This is a genomic window from Kitasatospora sp. NPDC057965, assembly GCF_042887135.1.
Classification (GTDB): Bacteria; Actinomycetota; Actinomycetes; order Streptomycetales; family Streptomycetaceae; genus Kitasatospora.
The window spans coordinates 44,892-69,305 of record NZ_JBHVPZ010000040.1 but is presented as its reverse complement, the minus strand read 5'-3'; the positions used below and the strand labels follow the sequence as shown (position 1 = coordinate 69,305).

20 protein-coding genes and 1 pseudogene are annotated in these 24,414 nt (G+C 71.3%); 15 read left to right on the top strand and 6 right to left on the bottom strand.

Annotated elements, in window-relative coordinates; all coding sequences use genetic code 11:
* The first annotated feature begins 143 nt into the window (after window positions 1–143).
* The 8 genes from mshD to pstB all read left to right on the top strand — a co-directional run bounded on the left by mshD (window position 144) and on the right by pstB (window position 9,948).
* On the top strand, window positions 144–1,157 hold the full coding sequence (mshD, locus tag ACFVVU_RS35130; protein WP_387793953.1) for a mycothiol synthase: 1,014 nt from the start codon (window positions 144–146) through the stop codon (window positions 1,155–1,157).
* 336 nt (window positions 1,158–1,493) lie between these two features.
* Window positions 1,494–3,671 (top strand): RNA degradosome polyphosphate kinase, encoded by a 2,178-nt coding sequence (locus ACFVVU_RS35125; RefSeq protein WP_380685318.1) that lies wholly within the window; start codon window positions 1,494–1,496, stop codon window positions 3,669–3,671.
* A 254-nt stretch (window positions 3,672–3,925) separates the two neighbouring features.
* Complete coding sequence (locus ACFVVU_RS35120) at window positions 3,926–5,011, top strand: CHAD domain-containing protein (RefSeq protein WP_387793952.1); 1,086 nt, start codon at window positions 3,926–3,928, stop codon at window positions 5,009–5,011.
* A 64-nt stretch (window positions 5,012–5,075) separates the two neighbouring features.
* Window positions 5,076–5,549, top strand: coding sequence for an NUDIX hydrolase (locus tag ACFVVU_RS35115; RefSeq protein ID WP_387793951.1), 474 nt, complete (start codon window positions 5,076–5,078; stop codon window positions 5,547–5,549).
* Window positions 5,550–5,793: 244 nt separating this feature from the next.
* Window positions 5,794–6,933, top strand: a complete 1,140-nt coding sequence (pstS, locus tag ACFVVU_RS35110; RefSeq protein ID WP_387793950.1) for a phosphate ABC transporter substrate-binding protein PstS — start codon at window positions 5,794–5,796, stop codon at window positions 6,931–6,933.
* Between the two features lie 148 nt (window positions 6,934–7,081).
* Entirely contained in the window at window positions 7,082–8,053 is a 972-nt protein-coding gene (gene pstC, locus ACFVVU_RS35105) for a phosphate ABC transporter permease subunit PstC (protein ID WP_380685326.1), read from the top strand.
* Window positions 8,050–9,126, top strand: coding sequence for a phosphate ABC transporter permease PstA (gene pstA, locus ACFVVU_RS35100; protein WP_387793949.1), 1,077 nt, complete (start codon window positions 8,050–8,052; stop codon window positions 9,124–9,126). The genes pstC and pstA overlap by 4 nt, the downstream gene beginning before the upstream one ends.
* Before the next feature lie 45 nt (window positions 9,127–9,171).
* On the top strand, window positions 9,172–9,948 hold the full coding sequence (gene pstB, locus ACFVVU_RS35095; protein ID WP_355357343.1) for a phosphate ABC transporter ATP-binding protein PstB: 777 nt from the start codon (window positions 9,172–9,174) through the stop codon (window positions 9,946–9,948).
* 182 nt (window positions 9,949–10,130) lie between these two features.
* On the opposite strand, the gene ACFVVU_RS35090 is transcribed toward pstB, so the two are convergent.
* On the bottom strand, window positions 10,131–11,129 hold the full coding sequence (locus ACFVVU_RS35090) for an anion permease (protein WP_380689360.1): 999 nt from the start codon (window positions 11,127–11,129) through the stop codon (window positions 10,131–10,133).
* Between the two features lie 5 nt (window positions 11,130–11,134).
* Complete coding sequence (locus ACFVVU_RS35085) at window positions 11,135–11,755, bottom strand: DUF47 domain-containing protein (protein ID WP_030312623.1); 621 nt, start codon at window positions 11,753–11,755, stop codon at window positions 11,135–11,137.
* A gap of 348 nt (window positions 11,756–12,103) precedes the next feature.
* On the opposite strand from ACFVVU_RS35085, the gene ACFVVU_RS35080 reads away from it, so the two are divergent.
* Entirely contained in the window at window positions 12,104–12,493 is a 390-nt protein-coding gene (locus tag ACFVVU_RS35080) for a metal-sensitive transcriptional regulator (protein ID WP_387793948.1), read from the top strand.
* Window positions 12,494–12,522: 29 nt separating this feature from the next.
* Here ACFVVU_RS35080 and ACFVVU_RS35075 read toward each other — a convergent pair whose 3' ends face one another.
* From ACFVVU_RS35075 to ACFVVU_RS35060, 4 genes and pseudogenes are all read right to left on the bottom strand, one after another.
* The gene (locus tag ACFVVU_RS35075; RefSeq protein ID WP_387793947.1) at window positions 12,523–12,735 is read right to left on the bottom strand and encodes a hypothetical protein; all 213 of its coding nucleotides are present in this window, start codon (window positions 12,733–12,735) and stop codon (window positions 12,523–12,525) included.
* A gap of 183 nt (window positions 12,736–12,918) precedes the next feature.
* Window positions 12,919–13,857 carry a hypothetical protein gene (locus ACFVVU_RS35070; RefSeq protein ID WP_387793946.1) on the bottom strand — a complete coding sequence of 313 codons (939 nt, stop codon included), beginning with the start codon at window positions 13,855–13,857 and terminating at the stop codon, window positions 12,919–12,921.
* A 410-nt stretch (window positions 13,858–14,267) separates the two neighbouring features.
* Window positions 14,268–14,987 (bottom strand): phosphatase PAP2 family protein, encoded by a 720-nt coding sequence (locus ACFVVU_RS35065; RefSeq protein ID WP_387793945.1) that lies wholly within the window; start codon window positions 14,985–14,987, stop codon window positions 14,268–14,270.
* 408 nt (window positions 14,988–15,395) lie between these two features.
* A pseudogene (locus tag ACFVVU_RS35060) lies at window positions 15,396–16,403 on the bottom strand (NlpC/P60 family protein); the annotation flags it as partial.
* 248 nt (window positions 16,404–16,651) lie between these two features.
* Here ACFVVU_RS35060 and ACFVVU_RS35055 point away from each other — a divergent pair.
* From ACFVVU_RS35055 to ACFVVU_RS35030, 6 genes are all read left to right on the top strand, one after another.
* Window positions 16,652–17,002 carry a hypothetical protein gene (locus ACFVVU_RS35055; RefSeq protein ID WP_355357364.1) on the top strand — a complete coding sequence of 117 codons (351 nt, stop codon included), beginning with the start codon at window positions 16,652–16,654 and terminating at the stop codon, window positions 17,000–17,002.
* Window positions 17,003–17,293: 291 nt separating this feature from the next.
* Window positions 17,294–18,097, top strand: coding sequence for a hypothetical protein (locus ACFVVU_RS35050; RefSeq protein WP_380681992.1), 804 nt, complete (start codon window positions 17,294–17,296; stop codon window positions 18,095–18,097).
* Between the two features lie 319 nt (window positions 18,098–18,416).
* A complete protein-coding gene (locus tag ACFVVU_RS35045; protein WP_380714744.1) occupies window positions 18,417–19,466 on the top strand; it encodes a hypothetical protein in 1,050 nt (349 codons plus the stop codon).
* A 7-nt stretch (window positions 19,467–19,473) separates the two neighbouring features.
* Window positions 19,474–21,048, top strand: a complete 1,575-nt coding sequence (locus ACFVVU_RS35040; protein WP_380681990.1) for an SCO6880 family protein — start codon at window positions 19,474–19,476, stop codon at window positions 21,046–21,048.
* A gap of 38 nt (window positions 21,049–21,086) precedes the next feature.
* Window positions 21,087–22,436, top strand: a complete 1,350-nt coding sequence (locus ACFVVU_RS35035; protein WP_380681989.1) for an ATP-binding protein — start codon at window positions 21,087–21,089, stop codon at window positions 22,434–22,436.
* Window positions 22,437–22,615: 179 nt separating this feature from the next.
* Window positions 22,616–24,406, top strand: coding sequence for a bifunctional metallophosphatase/5'-nucleotidase (locus ACFVVU_RS35030; RefSeq protein WP_387793944.1), 1,791 nt, complete (start codon window positions 22,616–22,618; stop codon window positions 24,404–24,406).
* Window positions 24,407–24,414: the final 8 nt, after the last annotated feature.

The window sequence follows — 24,414 nt, the reverse complement described above, 5'->3', positions numbered from 1 at the left end:
GGAAGCTAAGCCTCACAGCGCCGATGGTACTGCAGGGGGGACCCTGTGGGAGAGTAGGACGCCGCCGAACAAATTTTGAGAAGAACCCCCGCCGGTTATCCGGCGGGGGTTCTTTGCGTTTCCCGTTGACGTATCGTCAGGACATGGACGATGGAACGGCAACAACGGGCGACTCGACCACGGTCCTCGCCTCCGACGTACTGCGGCCGGCACAGCGGGACGCGGCCCTGAAGGTCCTGGCGGACGCCCAGGTCGAGGACGGCCGCGAGGCCGTGTCCGAGCAGGGCCGCCTGCGGTTGCGCTCCTCGGAGACGCCGCGGACCGGAGTGACCCACTTCCTCGAAACAGCCGGCGCCACGACCCACGCCGACACCGACGCCGAGCTCGTCGGCTACGGCCAGTTGGAGGTCCCCGAGAGCGGCACCGCCAACCCGGCCGCCGAGCTCGTTGTGGCCCCGGCCGCCCGCGGCCGCGGCTTCGGACGCCCTCTGGTGGACGCCGTGCTCGCCGAGGCGGGGCGGGCGGGTCGTGGGTACGTCGACTTCTGGGTGCACGGCGGACACCCTGCGGCCCGGCACCTGGCCGGGCGGTACGGCGCCGAGCTGGTCCGCGAGCTCCGGCAGATGCGCCGTACCGGGCCGCAGACCGAGGCCGTTCCGCTTCCGGACGGGATCGAGCTGCGGACGTTCCGGCCGGGTGAGGACGACGCCGAGTGGCTCCGCCTGAACGCCCTGGCCTTCGCCCACCACCCGGAACAGGGATCCTGGACCGAGCGGGACCTGGCCGACCGGCTCGCCGAGCCGTGGTTCGACCCGGCCGGCTTCTTCATCGCCACCAGGGACGGCAAGCCGGTCGGCTTCCACTGGACGAAGGTGCACCCGGCAACGGCGACCGAGCCCGCGCTCGGTGAGGTCTACGTGGTCGGTGTCGATCCGGCGGAGCAGGGCAGCGGCCTCGGCCGGGCGCTGACCGCAGCCGGTCTGCGTCATCTGACCGGCAGTGACGCCGGGTCCGGCGAGCGCGGTCTGGACACCGTCCTGCTGTACGTCGACGCGGACAATCCGGCGGCGGTGCGGGTCTACGAAAGGCTCGGATTCACCGTCCACGAAGTCGATCTGATGTATCGCGCCGGGGTCGCGCGTCCGAATTCCCGGTGACCGCGTCCCGGTCACCGAGAGTGACCGATTGAGCGGGGCGTCCCGGCGGTTCCTAGCGGAGACAACGGGGCTGCGGCAACGGGCGTGCGCTCGTCGCCGCAGCCCTGACCGCCTCAGCTTTCCTCCTGGCCATGCGGTGTTTACCGTGGATTCAATTACTGCCGCGAAGATCACAGGATGAAGTCCGTAGTGTCTCGCTCGTGCAGCATCGGCCGGCACTCGCCGACCGGTTCTGTGACGACCGCGCCGGGTGGGTGGGCGTCGGTGACGGGCGAGGGCGACGGCCCGAAAAGCATTTCGCGTCCGGACGCCGTCCTGCTGGAGGAGCTGGAGCCAATGAGCATCCCCCGCCCCGTCCCTGCCCCGCTGTCCCCGCCCGCGCGGCTTTCCAGCGCGCTCGCGATACCACCGGAGCTGACGGTCACCGACGAGCAGGGCTTGGAGGAACTGCCGCAGGGCCGCTTCCTGGACCGCGAGCGCAGCTGGCTCGCGTTCAACGAGCGCGTGCTGGAGCTGGCGGAGGATCCGGGCATCCCGCTGCTGGAGCGCGCCAAGTTCCTGGCGATCTTCGCGAGCAACCTCGACGAGTTCTTCATGGTCCGGGTGGCGGGCCTCAAGCGCCGGATCGCCACGGGCGTCGCCCAGCGCAGTGCCTCGGGCCTTCAGCCGCGCGAGGTGCTGGACCTCATCTGGACCCGCTCGCGCGAGCTGATGGCCCGACACGCCGCCGCGTTCCAGCAGGAGGTGCTGCCCGATCTCGCCGCCGAGGGGATCGAGGTGGTCCGCTGGTCCGAGCTGGCGGAGAAGGAGCAGGTGCGGCTGCACACCCTGTTCCGGCAGAAGATCTTCCCGGTCCTCACCCCGCTGGCGGTGGACCCGGCGCACCCCTTCCCCTACATATCGGGGCTCTCCCTCAACCTGGCGGTCGTCGTGCGCAACCCGGTCTCCGGGCACAAGCACTTCGCCCGGGTGAAGGTGCCGCAGTCGCTGGCGCGCTTCCTGGAGGCCTCCCCGCAGCGGTACGTGCCGCTGGAGGACGTCATGGGGGCGCATCTGGAGGAGCTCTTCCCGGGCATGGAGGTGCTCGCCCACCACGCCTTCCGGGTCACCCGCAACGAGGACCTGGAGGTGGAGGAGGACGACACCGAGAACATCCTCAAGGCCCTGGAGAAGGAGCTGATGCGGCGGCGCTTCGGCCCGCCGGTGCGGCTGGAGGTCGAGGAGTCGATCGACCCCTACATCCTGGACCTGCTGGTGCGGGAGCTGAACATCACCGAGGCGGAGGTCTTCCCGCTGCCCGGTCCGCTGGACCTGACCGGGCTGTTCGGGATCGCCGGGCTGGACCGGCCGGAGCTGAAGTACCCGAAGTTCGTGGCGGGCACCGCACGCGGCCTGACTGACGTCGAGTCGGCGTCGCAGCCGGACATCTTCGCCGCGATGCGCGAGCGGGACGTGCTGCTGCACCACCCGTACGACAGCTTCTCCACCTCGGTGCAGGCCTTCCTGGAGCAGGCCGCGGCCGACCCGGACGTGCTGGCCATCAAGCAGACGCTGTACCGGACCTCGGGTGACTCGCCGATCGTCGACGCGCTGATCGACGCGGCGGAGTCCGGCAAGCAGGTGCTGGTGCTGGTCGAGATCAAGGCGCGCTTCGACGAGCAGGCCAACATCAAGTGGGCCCGCAAGCTGGAGGAGGCCGGCTGCCACGTGGTCTACGGCCTGGTCGGGCTGAAGACGCACTGCAAGCTGTCGCTGGTGGTCCGGCAGGAGGGTGACACCCTGCGCCGGTACTCGCACGTCGGCACCGGCAACTACCACCCGAAGACGGCCCGGCTGTACGAGGACCTCGGTCTGCTGACCTCGGACCCGCAGGTCGGCGCGGACCTCTCGGACCTCTTCAACCGGCTCTCGGGCTACTCGCGCCGGGAGTCGTACCGCCGGCTGCTGACCGCCCCGCGCGGACTGCGCGACGGTCTGGTGGCGCGGATCCACAACGAGATCGCCAACCACCGGGCCGGCCGTCCGGCGCACGTGCGGCTCAAGGTCAACTCGATCGTCGACGAGGTCGTGATCGACGCGCTGTACCGGGCCTCGCAGGCCGGTGTGCCGGTGGACGTGTGGGTGCGCGGCATCTGCGCGATCCGGCCGGGCGTGCCGGGGCTGAGCGAGAACGTCCGGGTGCGCAGCATCCTGGGGCGCTTCCTGGAGCACTCGCGGGTCTTCGTCTTCGGCAACAACGGCGACCCGGAGGTGTGGATCGGCAGCGCCGACATGATGCACCGCAACCTGGACCGCCGGATCGAGGCGTTGCTGCGGATCACCGACCCGGCGCACCGGGCCGAGCTGTCCGGGATGCTCGACCTCGGGATGTCGGACGAGACGGAGTCCTGGCACCTGGGGGCGGACGGGTCGTGGACCCGGCACGCCCAGGACGCCGACGGCAAGCCGCTGCGGCACGTCCAGGACCTGCTCATCGACTCGCGTCAGCGTCGTCGGGCCGCCACCGCCCGATGACCCGCGGTCGCCGCCACGACCCCGCTGACGCAGACGTGACGACGTGAGCCGCGACGCCTCGCGGAGCGGCCCGTACCGGACCGAACGGTGCGGGCCGTTCCATCGGGGGCAGCACGGCACGAGACACGACGGCACGAGGTTCGACGACGCGACCGCGTGACCCACCGACGCGAGCCGCTGAGCGGTAGGGACCCGCTGAGCGGTCGGCCACCAGCCCCGGGGACGGCCCCGGGGGAACGGGGATCTAGCTAGCCATGACCGATGCGCCGATGACGGCCCAGGCGGCCTCCACCGCGACCGCCGGGGACATCCTCTCCAGCCACCTCACCGCCCTGGCGGGCGCGTTCCTGCGCGCTCTGCCGCTGGCGGTGGGCGAGGTCGGTGCGAGACCGGGTGCGTCCGTCGTCCCGTCGGAGGGCACGGCGGACCTGCTGCGGGCGGTGCGGCGGATCAACGGGCTGCTGACCACCTTCGCCGCCTCCTTCGATCCGGTCTGGGCGCAGGAGTCGCGCACCGAGCTGGCCTGGCTGCTGAACCTGCTGGCGCTGGAGCCGGGGTACGTACGGCGATCGGCCCGGCTGCTGGGCGCGCTGGACGGGCTGAGTGGCAGCGAGGCGGAGGGGCCGGGCATGCTGGCCGGCCACGCGGGGGCGCCCAAGGCCCGGGCACTGCTGGACCGGCAGCTGACCCTGGCCCGTACCCGGGCGCACTCCACGGTGCTGCAGGAGCTGCGCTCGGCCCGGCTGCACGCCCTGGCGGACCGGATGACGCTGCTGGTGGCGGATGCGCCGCTGGCGGCGTCGGCGGAGGGCCGGGCGGGCGCGGTGCTGGTGCCGCAGGCGGCGGCCGCGTTCGGGGCGCTGGCGGCGAGCGCCCAGCAGCTGCCGCTGCAGCGTTCGGCGACGCCGTACGGCGGGGACGGGCTGCGCCGGCTGGGGTCGGTGCCGAGCGCGCGGGGCGTGCTGGACGCGGACGCGGCGCTGGCGGCGGACGACGCGCCGTGGCACCGGACGCGGGTGCTGGTGAAGCGGGCCCGGTACGCGCTGGAGGTGTGCGGGCAGCCGTCGGCGGTGCTGGACGAGCTGGACCGGGTGCTGCTGCGGCACCAGGAGGCGTCCGACGCGGCGGTGACGGCGGCGACGGCGGCGCGCACGCCGCGGATCACCCCGGCGACGGCGTACGTGCTGGGCGTGGTGCACGCCGACCAGCGGCTGGAGGTGGAGGCGGCCCGGTACGCCTTCGGGCGGCGGTGGCCGGAGCTGCCGCCGGGGGCGGAGGCGTGGCTGGACCTGCCGCCGGCCGGGGGCTGGGGGTCGGCGGCGGAATCGCGGACGGCCTGAGGTGGGCGGGCGGCCGTCGTCGTCCGGGCGGCCCGCGTCCGGGCGGCCCGCGTCCGGGCGGACGGTGTCCGGGCGGGCGGCGTCCGGCGGGCGGGTGGTGCTGGCGGCGGGGGCGGTGCTCTGGCTGCCCGGCCGTCCGAAGAAGAGCGGCCGGCTCGGCCGGCCGAGGATCGCGGTGATCCACCGGCCGAAGTACGACGACTGGAGCCTGCCGAAGGGGAAGCTGCATCCCGGCGAGGGCGTGGTCGAGGCGGCGCTGCGGGAGGTGCGGGAGGAGACGGGGTTCTCCTGCGTGCTGGGGGCGGAGCTGCCGACCCAGCACTACCTGGCGCAGGGCCGGCCGAAGGAGGTCCGGTACTGGGCGGCGGTGCCCACGGAAGGGGAGTTCCGGCCGAACCGGGAAGTGGACCGTCTGGAGTGGCTGCCGGCGGGTAAGGCGAGGGCGCGGCTCTCCCGGGAGCAGGACCGGCGGCTGGTGGACGCGCTGCTGGAGCTGCTGGGGGCCAGGCCGGTGCGGTTGCGCGGTCCGGAGACGTGAAGGAACAGTGGAAGTGATCTCTCTGCGCCCTTGCCGTGACGCAACCGTTACTACCTGACGTAGTTTCCTGTCATCCGTTCGAGGTTCACTCGCCGTTCACTTGCGACCGGCTGACGCGTCACCTCCCCGGCCTAACTTCGGTACCACCGGCGGGCCGAACGGGCCCCGGACCTCAGCAAAACCCGCGCTTCTCCCTGCTCGGCAGGGCCTGCGCGCCGGGCAATGCCACAGAAAGGGACACCCTGTGAAGCTCCAGCGGAACGGCCGCTCCAAGGCCCTCGCGATCGGTGCCATGGCGCTCGTCAGCTCGCTGTCGCTCGCCGCCTGCGGCTCGGACGATAACAACAACGCCGCCGCCCCGTCGGGCTCCACCGGCGCCGCCGCCCCCGCCGCGATCACCTGTGGCTCGAAGCCCGCCGCGCTCGTTGCCGCGGGCTCCACCGCCCAGGGCAACGCGATCGACATCCTGAAGAACAACTTCGAGGCGGCCTGCAAGGGCACCACCATCAACTACGGCGGCGGCGGCTCCGGCGCGGGTGTCCAGCAGTTCAACCAGGGCAAGATCCAGTTCGCCGGTTCGGACTCGGCGCTGAAGCCGGCCGAGGTCGACGCCAGCAAGGCCGTCTGCACCGGTGGCCAGGGCATCAACCTGCCGGTCGTCGCGGGCCTGATCTCGATCGTCTACAACGTGGACGGCGTGGACAACCTGGTCCTGGACGGCCCGACGATCGCGAAGATCTTCGACTCGCAGATCACCAAGTGGAACGACCCGGCGATCGCCGCCCTGAACCCGGGCGCCAAGCTGCCGGACGCCGACATCCAGGCCTTCCACCGCACGGACGACTCGGGCACCACCGAGAACCTGACCAAGTACCTCGCCAAGACCTCGGGCGGCGCCTGGGCGTACCCGCCCAGCAAGGCCTGGGCGGGCAAGCTGGGCCAGGGCGCCAACGGCTCGGCCGGTGTCGCGGCCCAGGTGAAGCAGGTCAAGAACTCGATCAGCTACGCCGAGCTCTCCTTCGCGCAGACCAACAACCTGAAGAGCGCCGCGATCAACACCGGTGCCGCCAAGCCGGTCGAGGCCACCGCCGCCAACGCCGCCAACACCTTCGCCAAGGCGCAGATCGCCGGCACCAACCCCAGCGACCTGGCGCTGACGCTCGACTACGCGACCAAGGACGAGGGCTCCTACCCGCTGGTCCTGGTCACCTACGAGATCGTCTGCGACAAGGGCAACAAGGCCGACACCCTCGACGCCCTGAAGGCCTTCCTGGCGTACTCCGCCGGTGACGCGGGCCAGAAGGCGATCGGCGACGCCGGCTACGTCCCGCTGCCGAAGTCGCTGACCGACAAGGTCAACACGGCCATCGGCTCGCTCGCCTGACCCAGTAGGACCTCCGCTGGGGCGGCCCCGTGAACGAGGGGGGCCGGGGCCGCCCCAGCGGGAAGTACCGACGAAACGCAACACGTCCGGGGCACCGCCGCCAGGGTGCCGCCCCCTCGGGGCCGCACCACCAGACCGGAGTAGACCAATGACTTCATCCACCCCTGCCGCCCCGCGAGGCAGGGAACGCCGCCCGCGCGACAGCCGGCTCGGCGACAAGATCTTCATGAACCTGTCCCGCGGGTCGGGCATCCTGCTGCTGGTGGTCATGGCCGCCATCGCGGGCTTCCTGACCTGGCGCTCGGTCATCGCGCTGAGCAAGAACGAGGGCAACTTCCTCACCACCTTCGAGTGGACGCCGGACGCCCCGCAGCCGGTCTTCGGCATCGCCGTCCTCGCGTTCGGCACCATCGTCAGCGCGCTGATCGCGATGCTGATCGCCGTCCCGGTGGCCATCGGGATCGCCCTGTTCATCTCCCACTACGCGCCGCGCCGGATCGCCCAGCCGTTCGCCTACCTGGTGGACCTGCTGGCGGCCGTGCCCAGCATCATCTACGGCCTGTGGGGCGCGCTCTTCCTGGTGCCGCACCTCGGCGGCCTGAACAGCTGGCTGGACCAGTACCTCGGCTGGACGTACATCTTCGACCAGTCCCGGGCCGGCACCACCCCGCGCAACCTGTTCACCGTCGGCATCCTGCTGGCGATCATGATCCTGCCGATCATCACGGCGGTCAGCCGTGAGGTCTTCCGGCAGGCCCCGCGGATGCACGAGGAGGCGGCGCTCGCCCTCGGCGCGACCCGCTGGGAGATGATCCGCACCGCGGTGCTGCCGTTCGGCCGTCCCGGCATCATCTCGGCCTCGATGCTCGGCCTCGGCCGCGCGCTCGGCGAGACCATCGCGGTCGCCGTCGTGCTCTCCTCCAGCAACGTGCTCTCGCTGCACCTGCTCGACCCGGGCGGCGGCACCTTCGCCCAGAACATCGCGCTGAAGTTCAACGAGGCCCAGCCCTTCGGCCGGGACGCGCTGATGGCCTCCGGCCTCGTCCTGTTCGTGATCACCCTGCTGGTGAACGGTGCCGCGCGGCTGATCGTCGCCCGCCGCAAGGAGTACTCCGCATGAGCGCCGCGACCACTTCCGTTCCGGCGGACGCCCGTCCGGTGGGCCGCCTGCTGACCGCCAACCGGCTGCCCAAGTGGGCCCCGGGCGCCGTCGCCGCCGGCTCGATCGTCCTCGGCTGCGGCATCGGCCTGGTCGGAGACCTGAAGAGCAAGCTCCAGTGGGGCCTGATCGCCGCGATCCTCTTCGTGGTCATCAGCTACGTGCTCTCGGCCCAGGTCGAGGGCCGGCGCCAGGCCAAGGACCGCCTCGCCACCTCGCTGGTCTGGGTCGCCTTCATCCTGGCCGTCGTCCCGCTGCTCTCGCTGACCGTCTACACCATCCAGCAGGGTGCCAGTGTGGTGGACGGCAACTTCCTGACCCACTCCATGATGGGCGTGCGTTCCGCGGGCCCCGGCGGCGGCATCTACCACGCGCTGATCGGCACCCTGGAGCAGGTCGGCCTGGCCACGCTGATCGCCGCCCCGATCGGTCTGCTGACCGCCGTCTACCTGGTCGAGTACGGCCGCGGCACGCTCGCCAAGGCGGTCACCTTCTTCGTCGACGTCATGACGGGTGTCCCGTCGATCGTCGCCGGTCTGTTCATCCTGTCCTTGTGGAACATCGCCCTCGGCTTCAACTACTCCGGCTTCTCGGGCAGCCTCGCGCTGGCGATCCTGATGATGCCGGTCGTGGTCCGCTCCACCGAGGAGATGCTCAAGCTCGTCCCGAACGAGCTGCGCGAGGCGTCGTACGCGCTCGGCGTGCCGAAGTGGAAGACCATCCTGCGGATCGTCCTCCCCACCGCCATCGGCGGCATCACCACCGGCGTGATGCTCGCGGTCGCCCGCATCACGGGTGAGACCGCCCCGGTGATGATGCTGGTCTTCGGTGCCGCCTACATCAACAACAACCCGTTCGACGGACCGCAGCAGTCGCTGCCGATGTACATCTGGCAGCAGTACGCCGTGGTGAACAACGACTACGGCTACGCCCGTGCCTGGGGTGCCGCGCTGGTGCTGATCGCCTTCGTGATGGGGCTCAACCTCATCGCCCGGGGCATCGCCCGGTGGCGCTCGCCCAAGGCCGGACACTGAGCGACCGACTGACGTACGACGAAGACTGAGAGAAGACGAACGATCATGGCCAAGCGCATCGACGTCAGCGGACTGTCCGCCTACTACGGCTCCACCAAGGCCATCGAGGACATCTCGATGTCCGTCGAACCCCGCTCGGTGACGGCCTTCATCGGCCCCTCCGGCTGCGGCAAGTCCACCTTCCTGCGGACCCTCAACCGGATGCACGAGGTGATCCCCAACGCCCGCGTCGAGGGCAAGGTGCTCCTGGACGACGAGAACCTGTACGGCGCCAGCGTCGACCCGGTCGCCGTCCGCCGCTCGGTCGGCATGGTCTTCCAGCGCCCGAACCCGTTCCCGACCATGTCGATCTACGACAACGTGGTCGCCGGGCTGAAGCTCGCGGGTGTGCGCAAGAAGTCCGTGCTGGACGGCGTGGTGGAGAAGTCGCTCAAGGGCGCCAACCTCTGGAACGAGGTCAAGGACCGGCTGAACAAGCCGGGCGCCGGCCTCTCCGGCGGTCAGCAGCAGCGTCTGTGCATCGCCCGCGCCATCGCGGTCGAGCCGGAGGTCCTGCTGATGGACGAGCCCTGCTCCGCCCTCGACCCGATCTCCACCCTCGCCATCGAGGACCTGATCGGTGAGCTGAAGTCCGAGTTCACCATCGTCATCGTGACGCACAACATGCAGCAGGCGGCCCGCGTCAGCGACCGCACCGCCTTCTTCAACCTGGCCGGCGTCGGCCAGCCGGGCAAGCTGATCGAGCTCGACGACACCCAGCGGATCTTCTCCAACCCGTCGGTGCAGGCGACCGAGGACTACATCTCCGGCCGCTTCGGCTGATCGGCCCGCCCGCCGATGTGCGGGCGGCGCCCCAGCGGCGCTTCACAGGCTGCTTCGCGGTGCTGCATGGCGGTGCCGCCGCGGAGCATGAAAGGGCCCGCCCCCCGAGATGTGGGGGGCGGGCCCTGTCGTTTCCGGTCCGGTCGTTTCCGGTTCGGTGGTGTCCGGTCCGGTCCGCCGGGTCATCCCCAGAACAGGTGGACGAACCAGTACACCAGCGCTGCGACGATGGCGGCCGCCGGCATCGTGATGAACCAGCCGAGCACGATGTTCTTGGCGACGCCCCAGCGCACCGCGCGGATCCGCTTGGTGGCCCCGGCACCCATGATCGCCGAGGTGATCACATGGGTGGTGGAGATCGGCGCCTTGAAGACGAACGAGGTGATGTACATGACGGCCGAGGCGGTGGCCTCGGCGGCGAAGCCCTGCGGCGGGTCCAGCTCGATGATCTTCCGGCCCAGCGTCCGCATGATCCGCCAGCCGCCGGCGTAGGTGCCCAGCGAGAGCATGGTGGCGCAGGAGATCTTCACCCAGACCGGGATCGGGTCCCCCGCGCTCTGGTGGCCCGAGATCACCAGGGCCAGCACCACGATGCCCATGGTCTTCTGCGCGTCCTGCAGACCGTGCGCGAGTGCCATCGCGGCGGCCGAGGCCGTCTGGGCGACCCGGAAGTTGCGCTTGGCCCGGTGCGGGTTGGCCCGCCGGAAGAGCCAGAGGATCGCCAGCATCACCAGGAAGCCGCCGACCAGGCCGACCACGGGCGAGACGATCATCGGAATGATGATCTTGTCGATGACCCCGCTCCAGATCACCTCGGTGCCGCCGGCCAGCGCCGCGCCCACCATGCCGCCGAACAGCGCGTGCGAGGAGGAGGACGGGAGGCCGAAGTACCAGGTCACCAGGTTCCAGGCGATGGCGCCGACCAGTGCGGCGAACAGGATCACCATGCCCTGGTCGCCTGTGGGGGTCTCGATGATGCCCTGCGAGACGGTGTGCGCCACCCCGCTGCCCAGGAAGGCGCCCGCCAGGTTCATCACCGCGGCCATCGCCAGTGCCGCCCGGGGCGTCAGCGCCCGGGTGGAGACCGAGGTGGCGATCGCGTTGGCCGAGTCGTGGAAGCCGTTGGTGTAGGTGAAGAAGAAGGCAACGCCGACGACGGCGATGAGTGCTGCCATGTCCACGGGGGTCAGGACTCCTTGACCGCGATGGTCTCCACCGTGTTGGCGACGTGCTCGAAGGCGTCCGCGGCCTGTTCGAGGACGTCCACGACCTGCTTCAGCTTGAGCACCTCGATGGCCTCGTACTGGCCGGAGAAGAGGTGGGCGAGCAGCTTGCGGTGGATCTGGTCGGCCTGGTTCTCCAGCCGGTTGACCTCGATCCAGTACTCGGTCAGGTTGGACATGCTCCGCAGGTTCGGCATCGCCTCGGCGGTCAGCTCGGCGGCGCGGGCCAGGACCTCGATCTGCTGCTCGATCCCCTTCGGGAGGGTCTGGATGTCGTAGAGGACGACCAGGTCGACGGCCTCCTCCATGAAGTCCATGATGTCGTCCAGCGACGAGGCGAGGTTGTAGATGTCCTCGCGGTCGAAGGGCGTGATGAAGGACGAGTTCAGCTGGTGGAAGATCGCATGGGTGGTGTCGTCTCCGGCGTGCTCGGCGGCGCGCATGCGCTCGACGATCTCCGCGCGGGCCGACACGTCTGATCCCAGCAGTTCCAGCAGGAGCTTCGAGCCGACGACCAGGTTCTCCGCGGCGGCGGCGAACATGTCGTAGAAACTCGTCTCCTTCGGGGTCAGGCTAAAACGCACGGAAATCTCCGATGTGCGGGGTAGGGGACTGAACGATGCTAGGTGCAACCGAGCACCATGGCACAAACGGGGTGCTCGAAGAGGAGCCGGAACCTCCTCTTCCGTTCGGCTGCCGCAGCAGTGGACCCGATCCGCACCACAGGTGCGGGCATGAGTCCCCAGTCTGACGGAACCTCGCCCGGATTGCCCCTGTCGTGCGCCGGGAACAACGGGGTGTTCCCCGGACGGGGGAACCCCGCCGCAGGCACCCGCCGGCGGTCGCCCGTGCCGGAGGAACACCACGACGGGCCCGGGTGTTGGACACTGGAGGCCGACGCAGCCACCAGGCACTCAGACGAAGGCGGGCCGATGACCACCACGCAAGCGCGCACCGAGCCGGAGCAGGCGCCCGGGGCGGAACCGCACGGCGAGCACGCTGCTCTCCCGAAGACGCCGGACGCCCACACCGCCCACGGTCCGCACGGGTACAGCGGGCAGAAGGACGCGCACCTCAAGCGGCTGCGCCGGATCGAGGGCCAGATCCGCGGCCTGCAGCGGATGGTCGACGAGGACGTCTACTGCATCGACGTGCTCACCCAGGTCTCGGCCAGCACCAAGGCGCTGCAGTCCTTCGCGCTCTCGCTGCTGGAGGAGCACCTGCGGCACTGCGTCGCGGCCGCCGCCGAGGAGGGCGGCACCGAGCTGGACGCCAAGGTCGCCGAGGCCACTGCGGCGATCGGCCGGCTGCTCCGCAGCTGACCGCGGGCCGCCGGGCGCGTCGGTCGACCCTAGTCGCCCTGCCGATCCCTCGCCGGTCCGTCCGTCGGACCGGCGGCCGGACCGCCGTCGGGCCGGTCGAGCAGCACCTCGTCGATCCGCTCGGTCGGCAGCCGGTCACCGCTGCTGGCCGTGGCGGCGATCATCAGCTCACCGGCCAGCTCGATCTCGTCGAGGGCCGCGTCGTCGTGGCCGCCGCTGCGGCCGCCCGTGGACGACATCACCTGCACCACCCCTTCAGCGCCTCGCCAGCCCGGGCGGCAGCCACCCGGCGTCCAGCCTAGGCACTTCGGAGCCCGTCCACATGGCACGGACGGGCCATCTCGGCGCCGCCGAAACGGGTGGGCCCGGGGGGTTCCGGGCCCACCCGGACCGGCGGCCCCCCGCTCCCGCGCCCCCGGAACGTGCTACTTGGGGCTCTCGGTGGGCTTCATCGCGAAGATGTCCGCGGCCGGCGGCTCGGCCGCCTCCACCGGTGCGCCGAACTCGCTCAGTGTGGTGGTCGAGACCACCTTGACCTGGTCCTTCGCCTCCTTGGAGCCGGCCACCCCGGCGAAGGTGAAGACCTCGACCACCTTGTGCAGCCGGCCCTCGTCGTCCAGCCAGACGTCGTAGGGGACCTCCTTGACGGTGAAGGTCTGCGCCCCCATCCGCAGGCCGTCCCCGGCCCGGCCGCCGGTGGCGTCGGCCGCCTTGGCGAGGTCCAGGGTGCCGCGGTAGTGCTTCAGGGGCACCCCGTCGACCGGTTCGGTGCCGATCAGCTCGGCCTTCTGGGCCCCGCGCAGCGCGCCGGCGGCGGCCGCCGGGTCGGTGGCCCCGCCGCTGACCAGGTTGCCGTCCGGCAGCTGGCGGACGTCCAGCTTGACCCACTTGCCCTCCGGCACCTTGGCCCCGCTGTTCTGCAGGTAGACCGTGCCGGGCAGGAGCACCTCGACGATCTTGCCGGTGGTCGCGGCGCCCGGCGGCACCTGCACCTCCAGCCGGCCGATCCGCTTCACGTAGTCGTAGCCGCCGCTGCCGGTGAAGACGGCCTTCTTCTCCGCGGACTCGGTCACCAGCTCGGTCACGGCGTGCGCGGAGCCCGCCCGGCCGGTGATGTCGGCGGTGCCGCGGACCGCGCCCAGCGGGTCGGTGGCGAGCTGGTCGGGGGCGCCGCTCGCCCGCTGGTCGGCCGGGGCGGCGGCCACGGCGTCCGCGCCGCCCGCGCCGTCCGGCGAGCAGCCGGCCAGGGCGGCCGCCCCGGCCAGGGCGACGGCGAGCAGGGCGGCCCCCGCCGCCGGACGCGCCCGCCGCCCGGTGCGGCCGGCCGTCGGGCCGGCGGTGCGCTGCTGGTCGGTCATCTTCATCCTCGCGACAACCCCTTCGGGCCCGACTGCCCCGCCGGCCACCGTCGCGGGTGGGCAGAGCTCTTGCCGGGCAAACGAGTTGGGGCGCGAGGAGTTACGCCATGTCCCGCGCGTCACAGGCGTCGCGCGGCGGCGCCCCCGCGCGTTACCGTGAACCACGTGCACAGTGAGCTGCCGGCGGTACCCGGCACCACCCCGACGCCCGAGCACTGCGTCGCGATCAGCGAACGCGGCTCCTTCTCCTTAGCGACCTGCAGTTGCGGCTGGTTCTCGCCGGCCCGGCGCTCGCGCGACCTCTCCCGGCGCGAGGCGGACGCCCACCTCGCCGACAGCGGGGCGGTCCCGGGGTAGGCCGTTCCGGGGCGGTCGTCCTGGGCGGTCGTCCCAGGTGGTCGCCTCAGCCGGTCGTCTCAGGCGGCGAGGTCGGACTCCCGCGGCTGCTCCTCGGCGCGGACCGTGCCCCGCCTCCCGCCGCCACGCCCGCCCGGCCGACCCGGACTCCGCTCGGAGCCCCGTCCGGCGCGGATCAGCGGGGCCAGCGGCGTGCGCGCGATCGCGTGGCAGAGCGGCACGAGCACGGCCATCGCGATCGGCGCCAGCAGCAGCACCACCGCGGTGGCGAGCGCGAAGCCGCCGATCACGTCGGTCGGGTAGTGGACGCCCATGTACATCCGGCAGAAGCCCTGCAGCAGGGCCAGGCCGCCGGCGATCCAGCCGAGCCGCCGGTTGACCAGGAACAGCGCCACCGCGATGCCCATCGACATCGTGGAGTGGTCGCTGACGAAGGAATGGGTGCCGGCCTTGCCCTCGACCAGCACCTCCAGCCCGGGGTGGTCCACGAAGGGCCGGGGGCGGTCCACGATCGCCGAGATCGGCAGGTTGGCCAGCTCGGCGATGGCGACCGCCAGCGGGGCCCAGAGCAGCCCGGCCACCGCCACCGGGGCGTCCGGGCGCCGCCGGGCCCGCAGCCAGCCCACCAGGCCCAGCAGGGCCAGGCCGATCAGGATGCCGTACTCGCCGACCCAGGAGACCAGGTGGTCCAGGGCGGCCGGGGCGTGTCTGGCCAGGCCGTTGACGGCGTAGAGCAGCCCGAGGTCGGGGTTGGTCGTGTCGGCAAGCGGCGTCGACACGCCGCACCTCCTTCCGGGTCCGCTGCACCTGGTCGTTCGCACCGTGGCCCACCTGCCGCCGCCCGGTGCGGGGCGGTTGACGGTCGACCACCGGACACAACGTCATCACTGGAGTACAGCGTTCCACGGGAACACGCAGTTATGGAAACTTGACTCAGCGTCCACACCGCGCGCACACCCGGCGGGTGGGCGGGTTCAGTTCTTTGCGGGGAGTTGACCTGAACCTGCCGCTCCGACGCCGGGTGCGCCGGCGGCCGCGGCGGCACCGGACCGGCCGGGCGGTACGGCCGGGGCCGGCGGCTGCCCGGCCGGGGCGGGTGGGGCCGGCGTGGGTGTCGGGGTCGGCGTCTGGGGCGGCGTCGGGGTCGGGTCGCCGGGGCGGCTCGGAGCGATCACCCCGCCCTCCTCGTTGCGGTCCGGCAGGGCCTGGGCACCGTCCGAGGTGACCCGGGTGGCGCCGATGTACTCCCGGGTGTCGATCTTGTCGTAGCGGATCACCGCGCCGGTGTGCGGAGCGTTGAGCATGTACCCGCCGCCCACGTAGATGCCGACGTGGTGGATGCTCCGCGGATCCGTCAGATCGGTCGCCCAGAACACCAGGTCACCCGGGCGCAGCTGGTCGCGCGACGGGTGCGGACCGGCGTACCACTGGTCGTTGGCCACCCGCGGCAGGAGGATGCCCACGCTCTCGAACGCGGCCCTGGTGAGCCCGGAGCAGTCGAACCGCCCGTTCTGCCACGCCTTTCCGTCGCCGCCCCACAGGTACGGGGTGCCGAGCTTGGTCTGGGCGAAGTAGATGGCGCCCGCCGACTGCGCCGAGACCTCCACCGGGGCGGACGGGGTGACCGGGGCGGCGAAGCTGCGGGCCGTCGCCAGGATGTTCCGCACGTACCCCTGGGTCTCCCGGTACGGCGGCACACCCTGGTACTTCGTCACGGCGCCCGGCCCGGCGTTGTAGGCGGCCAGCATGTTGGACTGACGGTCGCCCGGGACCTTGGAGACGTCCCGGGCGAGCGCGCAGTCGAAGGTGGCCGCCGAGGCGATGGCGTCCAGCGGGTCCCAGGGGTCCCGCCGGCCGTCGTTGTTGCCGTCCGTGCCGTACGACGCCCAGGTGCCCGGCATGAACTGCGCCAGGCCCTCCGCACCCACACCGGAACGGGCCCGCGGGTCGAAACCGCTTTCCTGGTACAACTGCGCCGCGAGCAACGGGGGGGAGAGATCGGGGCAGAGCCGGCCCCACTGTTCGATCTGCGCCTGGAAGGCCGCCGGAACGGTCCCCGGGGAGAGCCCGGCGGCATTGCCCTGCTGCTGTGGCGTCCCGCTCGCCGCATACGTCCCGAGCGTCACCAGGCCGACGAAGCCGGCGAGGACAACTCCCGCGGCAGCGGCGGCCGTACCGCCTTTCCGGAGTACCATCAGCACCATCCCGACGAATCGTCAGTCGAAGTGTCCCGGAAGGCGTTGCTCACCGCAATCATCAGAGATACAAAGAGTGAGCGCTATCCTTCGTACGGTGGACATCCTCGCGTACGTGTCCGATGCCTCACGACCAATCCGCGAGAAGTAGCCAAGTCGACATCAGATCTGGCCAAGAATAGGTACCGACCCTTCGCGCGGGCGGGGTCTGGGCCCTTGAATTTGCCTGATCGGGCGGTGAGATGGAAATGAACCAGAGCAGCGTGCAGAGCATCGCGATCGGCCACCTGGCCGAGGACCCTCCAAAGAAGCCGAATATCGACACCATCATCGGCGGGATCGCCCCGGACTGGGGCCCGTTCGCGAGCCTCGGGTCGGAGGCCCGGGTGATGGTCGAGGTCGTCATGGCCGTGGCCATCCTGGCCTGCCTGGGCCTCGCCGTCTGGGGTGCGGCCAAGCAGCGGATCGGCGCCACCGCGATGCGCGACAGCTTCGGCGCCGAACAGGGCAAGGGGCTGATCATCGCCGGGCTGACCGGCGTGTTCATCATTGGATCACTCGGCACTCTGTTCACCATTGTTTACGGCATGGCGATCTGACGAACAGGCAGATCGGACAGTCGGGACGGAAGCGGCGGTTCGGACTCTTCGGGTCCTTCGGACCGTCGTGACGTGCCGGCGGCGCCCGCGGCGCCGGCCGGCCTGTCCGATCGTTTGACCGTCCGACCGTCTGTACGTCTGTACGTCTGTACGTCTGTACGTCTGTCCGGGCATCCGTGAATGCTCGGAGCCCCGCCGGGAATCCATCCATCACCCCTTCCCTCCGCGCCCGCCCACGGCCGGAGGGGCCCCCGGAGCCGCCAGCCGGCTCCCCGCACCAGGAGGGCCGCCGTGTCGTTGTCCGACGACCAGCCGCACACCCGTACGCGGCTGCCGGTCGGCGAACAGCCCTCCTCCCAGCCGGGTGCCCTTCAGGCGCGGCCGCTGCGCACCCTGCTGACCGCGCTCCTCGTCGTCGCCCTGCTCGTGCTCGCGATCTCGGTGGCCAACCGGGGCAAGCCCGACCCCGGCACCGGCAACACCGGCCGCTCCGCCGACCGGGCCGCCGCCACCGCCGCCTCCAGCGGCGAACAGCCCGTCACCACCACCGCCAACGGCATCGCCTCGGGCTTCCCGCACACCGACCAGGGCGCCCAGTCCGCCGCCGCCAACTACGCGGTGGCCATCGGCTCCGCCGACATGTTCCGCACCGACACCCGCCACACCATCATCACCACCATCGCCGACCCCGCCACCGCCCCGAACCTTCAGTCCCGCCTGGACCAGGGGTTCGGCGGCGACACGGTGGCCCGCTACGGCCTGGATGCCCAGGGCCGGGCGCCCAAGGGCCTCACCTTCGTCAGCCGCACCATTCCGGTGGGTACCAAGTCGGTCGGCTACACCGATGCGGAGACCAAGGCCGAGGTCTGGTGCACCGGCCTGACCGGCCTCGCCGGCGAGCGCTCCATGCTGCCGGTGGTGACGAGCTGGTTCACGCTCACCCTCTCCCTGCGCTGGACGGGCGGCGACTGGAAGCTCACGGACTACACGAGCCGGCAGGGGCCCGCCCCCATGCCGGGAGATGAACAGGCCGCCACCGCCGAGGAGATCACCGGCGCCGTCCAGCAGTTCGGGGGTTTCCGCTATGCCCGTTGAGATGACCGTCGCCCCGCCGGCGGCCCGTCGCGGTCCACGCTGCGGCACTGGGGCCGGGGGCGCCCCGCGGACCGCCGTCCGCCGCGCCGGGACGCTGGCGGGCGCGTTGGCGACCCTCCAGCTCGGCGCGCTCCTCGCGGCCCAGCGGGTGTTCGCCGAGCCGTCCCCGACGGGCTCGCCGACTGGCACCCCGAGCGGCAGTCCGAGTGCCACCCCCAATGCGAACTGTCCGGATCTCCCCATTTCCGGGAACGGCATCCTCTGCGTGGACAAACCAGGCGGTGGGGCTTCGCTGCCCGGGAGTGGGACGGTGGGGTCGGTGACGGATCCGTTGGGGTCGTTGGCGAAGGGGTGTGCGCAGGCGGCGGCGTGGGTGGTGCGGAAGCTGTCGGGGTCGATCGACGGGACGACGGAGGTGGACTTCACCAATGCGTCGTTCCTGCAGCAGTACGCGGTGGTGTTCGCCGCGTCGACGATCATCACGCTGGTGCTCTGGCTGCTCGCGGTGACCAAGCGGGCGGTGCGCGGGGCGCCGTTGGCGACGGCGATCTCGGAGGCGATCGGGTTCCTGTGGCTGACGGTGGTCGCGTCGGCGTTCACGCCGTTGATCCTGTACACGGTGGTGAGCGCGACCGACGGGCTGACCAAGGCGATCGCGGTGGGGACGAAGTCGGACACCGGGACGTACCTGGGCGGGTTCGCGGACACCCTGGAGAAGGGTGACATCGGCGGCGGGCCGCTGATCCTGATCATCACCTCGCTGGTGGCGGTGCTGGCGGCGGCGGTGCTCTGGATCGAGCTGCTGATCCGGGCCGCGATGCTGTACGTGGGCGCGCTGCTGGGGACGGCGGTGTACGCGGGGCTGGTGGACAAGCAGTTGTGGAAGCACGTGCGCCGCTGGGCGGGGGTGATGGTGGCGGTGGACCTGGCGAAGCCGATCATCGTGATCATCCTCGGGCTGGCCGGGGCGGTGTCGGCCGGGGCGGGCGCGAGCGACGACTTCGCGCGGGTGCTGTCGGGGCTGGCGATCCTGTTCCTGTCGATCTTCGCGAGTGCCTCCGTGTACCGGTTCGTGCCGGGCTTCGGGGACGAGATGATGAACATGCGCCGGGCCCGGGCGAGTGCGGTGTCGGCCGGATCGGCGATGATCAACGGGACCGCGAACTTCATGCGACAGGGCATCAGCACGCACGGCGACCGCGGCCCGCAGGCGGGTGGCGGCGGGGGCGGCTCGGGCGCGGGCGGCGGTTCGGTCGCCCCGGGCATCGCGGCCCACGCGGCGCGCACGCCCGCGCCGCCGGCGCAGGCCGGGCCGCCGGCCCAGTCCTCGGGCGCGGTCCGCGACAGCAATCCAGCGAAGGGAGGGTGACGGGTAAGTGAGCAGCGAACCACTCGGCCAGTACGGCGCCCAGTACGCCCAGCCGTACGTGCACCAGCGCCGTACCTACCTGATCGGCAAGGCCCGCCCGAACGCGCCGATCGGCCGGAACCGGGAGTCCGGGGAGATCGTGCTGATCATCTTCGGGGCCTTCCTCGGCATGGTCTGGGGCCTGATGATGCCGATCCTGCCGTTGCGCATCGCCGGCCTGGTCGGCCTGCCCGCGCTGGCGATCGCGGCGGTGTACGTGCCGTACCGGCGCCGGACGTACTACAAGTGGGTGGAGATCAACCGCACCTACCGCCGGACGGTCCGCAGCGGCCGGGCGGTGTGGAAGTCGGACGCGATGGACGCCGGGACGCGGCTGGACGGCCGTGAGGTGGAGATCGGGCCGCCGCCCGGGGTGGGGCGGCTGCGCTGGCTGTCGGCGCCGTTCGGGCCGGACGAGGTCGGGGTGCTGATGCACCTGGAGCGGCGCACGGTGACGGCGGCGATCGAGATCGAGGGTCCGGGTGTCGGGCTGCGCGACTCGGAGGACCAGGAGGCGCTGGTCGACCGGTTCGGGACGCTGCTGAAGCACGTCGCGAACGGGGACGGCTTCGTGACCCGGCTGCAGATCCTGGCCCGCACCCTGCCGGCCGACCCGGACGCGCACGCCAAGGACGTGGAGCGGCGCGGCGATCCGGGAGCGCCGCGCTGGCTGATGGACTCGTACGACCAGCTGCAGTCGATGGTGTCGACCTCGTCGGAGCAGCACCGGGCGTACCTGGTGGCGTGCATGCACTACACCCGGGACCTCGCGGCCGAGGCGCACGCGATGGGCCGCACCGCGACCGGGCGGCGGGCCCGGGACGACGAGGGGCTGGCCGCGGTGATGGCCCGCGAGCTGACCGACATCTGCGCGCGGCTGGCGGAGGCGGACATCCGGGTGCGGCAGCCGCTGGGCCAGGCCCGGCTCTCCTCGCTGCTGCACTCGATGTACGACCCGGACCACCCGATCGACCACATCCAGGCGATGTCCAAGCGGAATGCCTGGCCGGCCGAGCTGGACGCGACCCACCCGCAGTACCTGGAGGCGAAGACCCGCGAGTCGGCGACCCGGGAGCCGTGGTGCCACGCCACCGCGTGGATCAAGGAGTGGCCGCTGACCCCGGTCGGCGTCAACTTCCTGGCGCCGCTGCTGGTGCACACCCCGGACGTGATCCGGACGGTGGCGGTGACGATGGACCTGGAGCCCACCGACGTCGCGATCGAGCGGATGCTCACCGAGAAGACCAACGACGAGGCGGAGGCCAGCCGGGCCGCCAAGATGAACCGGACGATCGACCCGCGCGACCTGGCCCACACCGGCCGGGTGGACCAGCGCGGTGACGACCTGGCGTCCGGCGCGGCCGGCGTCAACCTGGTCGGCTACATCACGGTCTCCTCGCGCAACCCCGACGCGCTGGCCCGGGACAAGCGGACGATCCGGGCGTCGGCGGGCAAGAGCTACCTGAAGCTGGAGTGGTGCGACCGCGAGCACCACCGTGCGTTCGTCAACACCCTGCCGTTCGCCACCGGTATCCGCCGCTGAGCGGGCACCGGCCGAGCGACTGATCTGGAGGCCCCCGTATGGCGATCGGCAACCTCACCGACGCGTTCACCAGCCTGATGTTCGGCAAGGTGGAGACCACCCGGCTGCCGGTGCGCACCTCCACCGGCCAGGCGCAGGCGGTCTACCTGCCGACCGCCGCGCCGGGGTTGGGCGACTCCGGGGTGATCATCGGACGGGAGGTGTACAGCGGGAAGGGGTACGTCTACGACCCGTTCCAGCTGTACGGCCAGCAGCTGCCGGCCCCGCACTGGCTGGTGCTGGGGGAGTCCGGCAACGGCAAGTCGGCGCTGGAGAAGACCTACGTGCTGCGCCAACTGCGGTTCCGGGACCGGCAGGTGGTGGTGCTGGACGCGCAGGGCGAGGACGGGGTCGGCGAGTGGAACCTGATCGCCAACGCGCTGGGCATAAAGTCGATCCGGCTGGACCCGATGGCGGCCCGGGACGGCGGGGTGAAGCTGAACCCGCTGGACCCGGCGATCACCCAGACGGGGCAGCTGTCGCTGCTGCGCACCATCATCGAGGTGGCGATGGGGCGCGGGCTGGAGGAGCGGGCGGGCTTCGCGCTGAAGGCCGCGCACGCGCACGTGGTGGCGACGGTCCGGGACCGGCAGCCGGTGCTGAACGACATCATCGACACCCTGCGCAACCCCGAGCTGTCCTCGGTGGAGTCGCTGGGCGTGGCAGTGAAGGACGTGCAGTCCTGGGGCCTGGACGTCGCGCTGGTGCTCGACCGGCTGGTCGACGGCGACCTGCGGGGCATGTTCGACGGGTCGACCACCGACGGCATCGACCTGGACGCGCCGCTGATCGTCTTCGACCTCTCGCACATCGACCGCAACTCGATCGCCATGCCGATCCTGATGGCGATCGTCGGGGTCTGGCTGGAGCACACCTGGATCAGGCCGGACCGCAAGAAGCGGATCTTCCTGGTCGAGGAGGCCTGGCACATCATCAACAGCCCGTTCGTGGCACAGCTGTTCCAGCGGCTGCTGAAGTTCGGCCGCCGGCTGGGCCTGTCCTTCGTCGCCGTGGTGCACCACCTGTCGGACGTGGTGGACGGGGCGGCGGCCAAGGAGGCCTCGGCGATCCTCAAGATGGCCTCCACCCGGACCATCTACATGCAGAAGGCCGAGGAGGCGCGCGCCACCGGGCGGGTGCTCGGCCTGCCGCGCTGGGCGGTGGAGATCATCCCCACGCTCTCGCCGGGCATCGCGGTCTGGGACGTCAACGGCAACGTCCAGGTGGTGAAGCACATCATCACCGAGGCGGAACGCCCGCTGGTCTACACCGACCGCGCGATGACCGAGGACGCGGTGGCCGAACGGGTCCGGGCCGAGCGGCAGTTGGCGGCCGAGCCGGGCGTCTGAGGCCCGGCCCGGCGGAGAAAGTCCGACGACGATTCGTCAGTAGGTAACCCTGTCGTTACGTCCGGGGGCCTGACAGCTACGCGCGTTGACTCTAGGCTGCACTCGCGCAACGACACTCGTCTCGCGCGCCCGGGCCTGTCCACAGCTGGGCGCTCTCACAGGTGCAGGGGACCCCCTACATGCTCTCCGTCAGAACTCGACGGTCGGCGCTGGCCGTCGTCGCCGCGGCCGGCCTCGTCGGCACGGTGGCCATGCCGTCCGCGGCCCAGGCCGCGACCGCCAAGCCCAAGACCGTCAACCTCCAGTTGCTGGCCATCAACGACCTGCACGGCAACCTGGAGCCCCCGGCCGGTTCGTCCGGGACCATCCGCGAGATCGACCCGGCCACCGGCCAGCCGGTCAGCACCCCGGCCGGCGGCGTCGAGTACCTCGCCACCGCGCTGCGCCAGGCCCGCATCCCCGCCGACGACTCGATCACCGTCGCCGCCGGCGACCTGGTCGGCGCCTCGCCGCTGACCTCGGCGCTCTTCCACGACGAGCCCACCATCGAGGCGCTGGACAAGCTCGGCCTGGACGTCTCCTCGGTCGGCAACCACGAGTTCGACGAGGGCTCCGCCGAGCTGCTGCGCCTGCAGAACGGCGGCTGCCACCCGACCGACGGCTGCTACGAGGAGGGGCGCAAGTTCGCGGGCGCCAACTTCAACTACCTGTCGGCCAACGTCACCAGCGAGAAGACCGGCAAGCCGGTGCTGGCCCCGTACTGGGTGACCAAGTCCCAGGGTGTCAAGATCGGCTTCATCGGCGTCACCCTGGAGGGCACGCCGAACATCGTCACCGCCGAGGGCGTCAAGGGCCTGAAGTTCGCGGGCGAGGTCGACACGATCAACAAGTACGCCGCCGAGCTGAAGGCCAAGGGCGTCAACTCGATCGTCGCGCTGATCCACGAGGGCGGCCTGCCGGCCAGCAGCACCTACAACTACGACTGCGGCGCGGCCGGCCAGGGCATCTCCGGCCCGATCGTCGACATCGCCAAGAAGATCGACCCGGCGGTCGGCGCCATCGTCACCGGCCACACCCACAACGCGTACGCCTGCACCATCCCGGACCCGCAGGGCGTGCCGCGCTCGGTGACCAGCGCCGCCTCCTTCGGCCGGCTGTACACCGAGATCGACCTGAAGCTCGACAAGGCCAGCGGCACCATCGTGCGCCCGTCGGTCAAGGCCGAGAACCACATCGTGCGCCGCACGGTCGAGAAGGCCCCCGACCTGACCCAGCTGATCGACCACTACTCGAAGCTGGCCGCGCCGATCGCCAACCGCCCGATCGGCTACATCGCCTCGGACATCAACGGCCGTGGCAACAGCGACCTGGAGAAGCCGCTCGGCGACGTCATCGCCGACGCCCAGCAGGTCGGCCTCGCGCCCGCCGACAAGGGCGGCGCGCAGGTCGCCTTCATGAACCCCGGCGGCATCCGCGCCGACCTCGTCTACAAGGCGAGCGGCGCCGAGGGCGACGGCGTGGTGACCTACGGCGAGGCGTTCACCGTCCAGCCGTTCACCAACATGATGCAGGTCAAGACGCTGACCGGGGCCCAGCTGATCCAGCTGTTGCAGCAGCAGGTCAGCGGCTCCAACGAGGCCTCGCCGAAGATCCTCCAGCCGTCCAAGTCGCTCAGCTACACGCTGGACATGCGCAACAAGGGTGCGGACCGGATCGTCGTCGACTCGATCCGCCTCAACGGCGCGCCGGTCGACCCGGCGGCCAAGTACCGGGTCGCGGCCAATGAGTTCCTGGCCGGCGGTGGCGACGGCTTCCCGGCCTTCGCGGCCGGTGCCGACAAGCTCGTCGGTGCCTCCGACCTGGACGTCTTCGCCGCCTACCTGGGCGCCAACAGCTCGGCCGCCGCGCCGCTGAAGGCCCCGGCGCAGGACCGGATCAAGATCATCACCGCGGGCAGCACCACCGGCTGAGCCGAGGG

What these genes read in the sequence shown, in the direction of transcription:
- mshD (WP_387793953.1), top strand. Translation starts at nt 144, where the DNA reads ATGGACGATGGAACGGCAACAACGGGCGACTCGACCACGGTCCTCGCC.
- ACFVVU_RS35125 (WP_380685318.1), top strand. Translation starts at nt 1,494, where the DNA reads ATGAGCATCCCCCGCCCCGTCCCTGCCCCGCTGTCCCCGCCCGCGCGG.
- ACFVVU_RS35120 (WP_387793952.1), top strand. Translation starts at nt 3,926, where the DNA reads ATGACCGATGCGCCGATGACGGCCCAGGCGGCCTCCACCGCGACCGCC.
- pstC (WP_380685326.1), top strand. Translation starts at nt 7,082, where the DNA reads ATGACTTCATCCACCCCTGCCGCCCCGCGAGGCAGGGAACGCCGCCCG.
- pstA (WP_387793949.1), top strand. Translation starts at nt 8,050, where the DNA reads ATGAGCGCCGCGACCACTTCCGTTCCGGCGGACGCCCGTCCGGTGGGC.
- pstB (WP_355357343.1), top strand. Translation starts at nt 9,172, where the DNA reads ATGGCCAAGCGCATCGACGTCAGCGGACTGTCCGCCTACTACGGCTCC.
- ACFVVU_RS35080 (WP_387793948.1), top strand. Translation starts at nt 12,104, where the DNA reads ATGACCACCACGCAAGCGCGCACCGAGCCGGAGCAGGCGCCCGGGGCG.
- ACFVVU_RS35070 (WP_387793946.1), bottom strand. Translation starts at nt 13,857, where the DNA reads ATGAAGATGACCGACCAGCAGCGCACCGCCGGCCCGACGGCCGGCCGC.
- ACFVVU_RS35055 (WP_355357364.1), top strand. Translation starts at nt 16,652, where the DNA reads ATGAACCAGAGCAGCGTGCAGAGCATCGCGATCGGCCACCTGGCCGAG.
- ACFVVU_RS35035 (WP_380681989.1), top strand. Translation starts at nt 21,087, where the DNA reads ATGGCGATCGGCAACCTCACCGACGCGTTCACCAGCCTGATGTTCGGC.
- ACFVVU_RS35030 (WP_387793944.1), top strand. Translation starts at nt 22,616, where the DNA reads ATGCTCTCCGTCAGAACTCGACGGTCGGCGCTGGCCGTCGTCGCCGCG.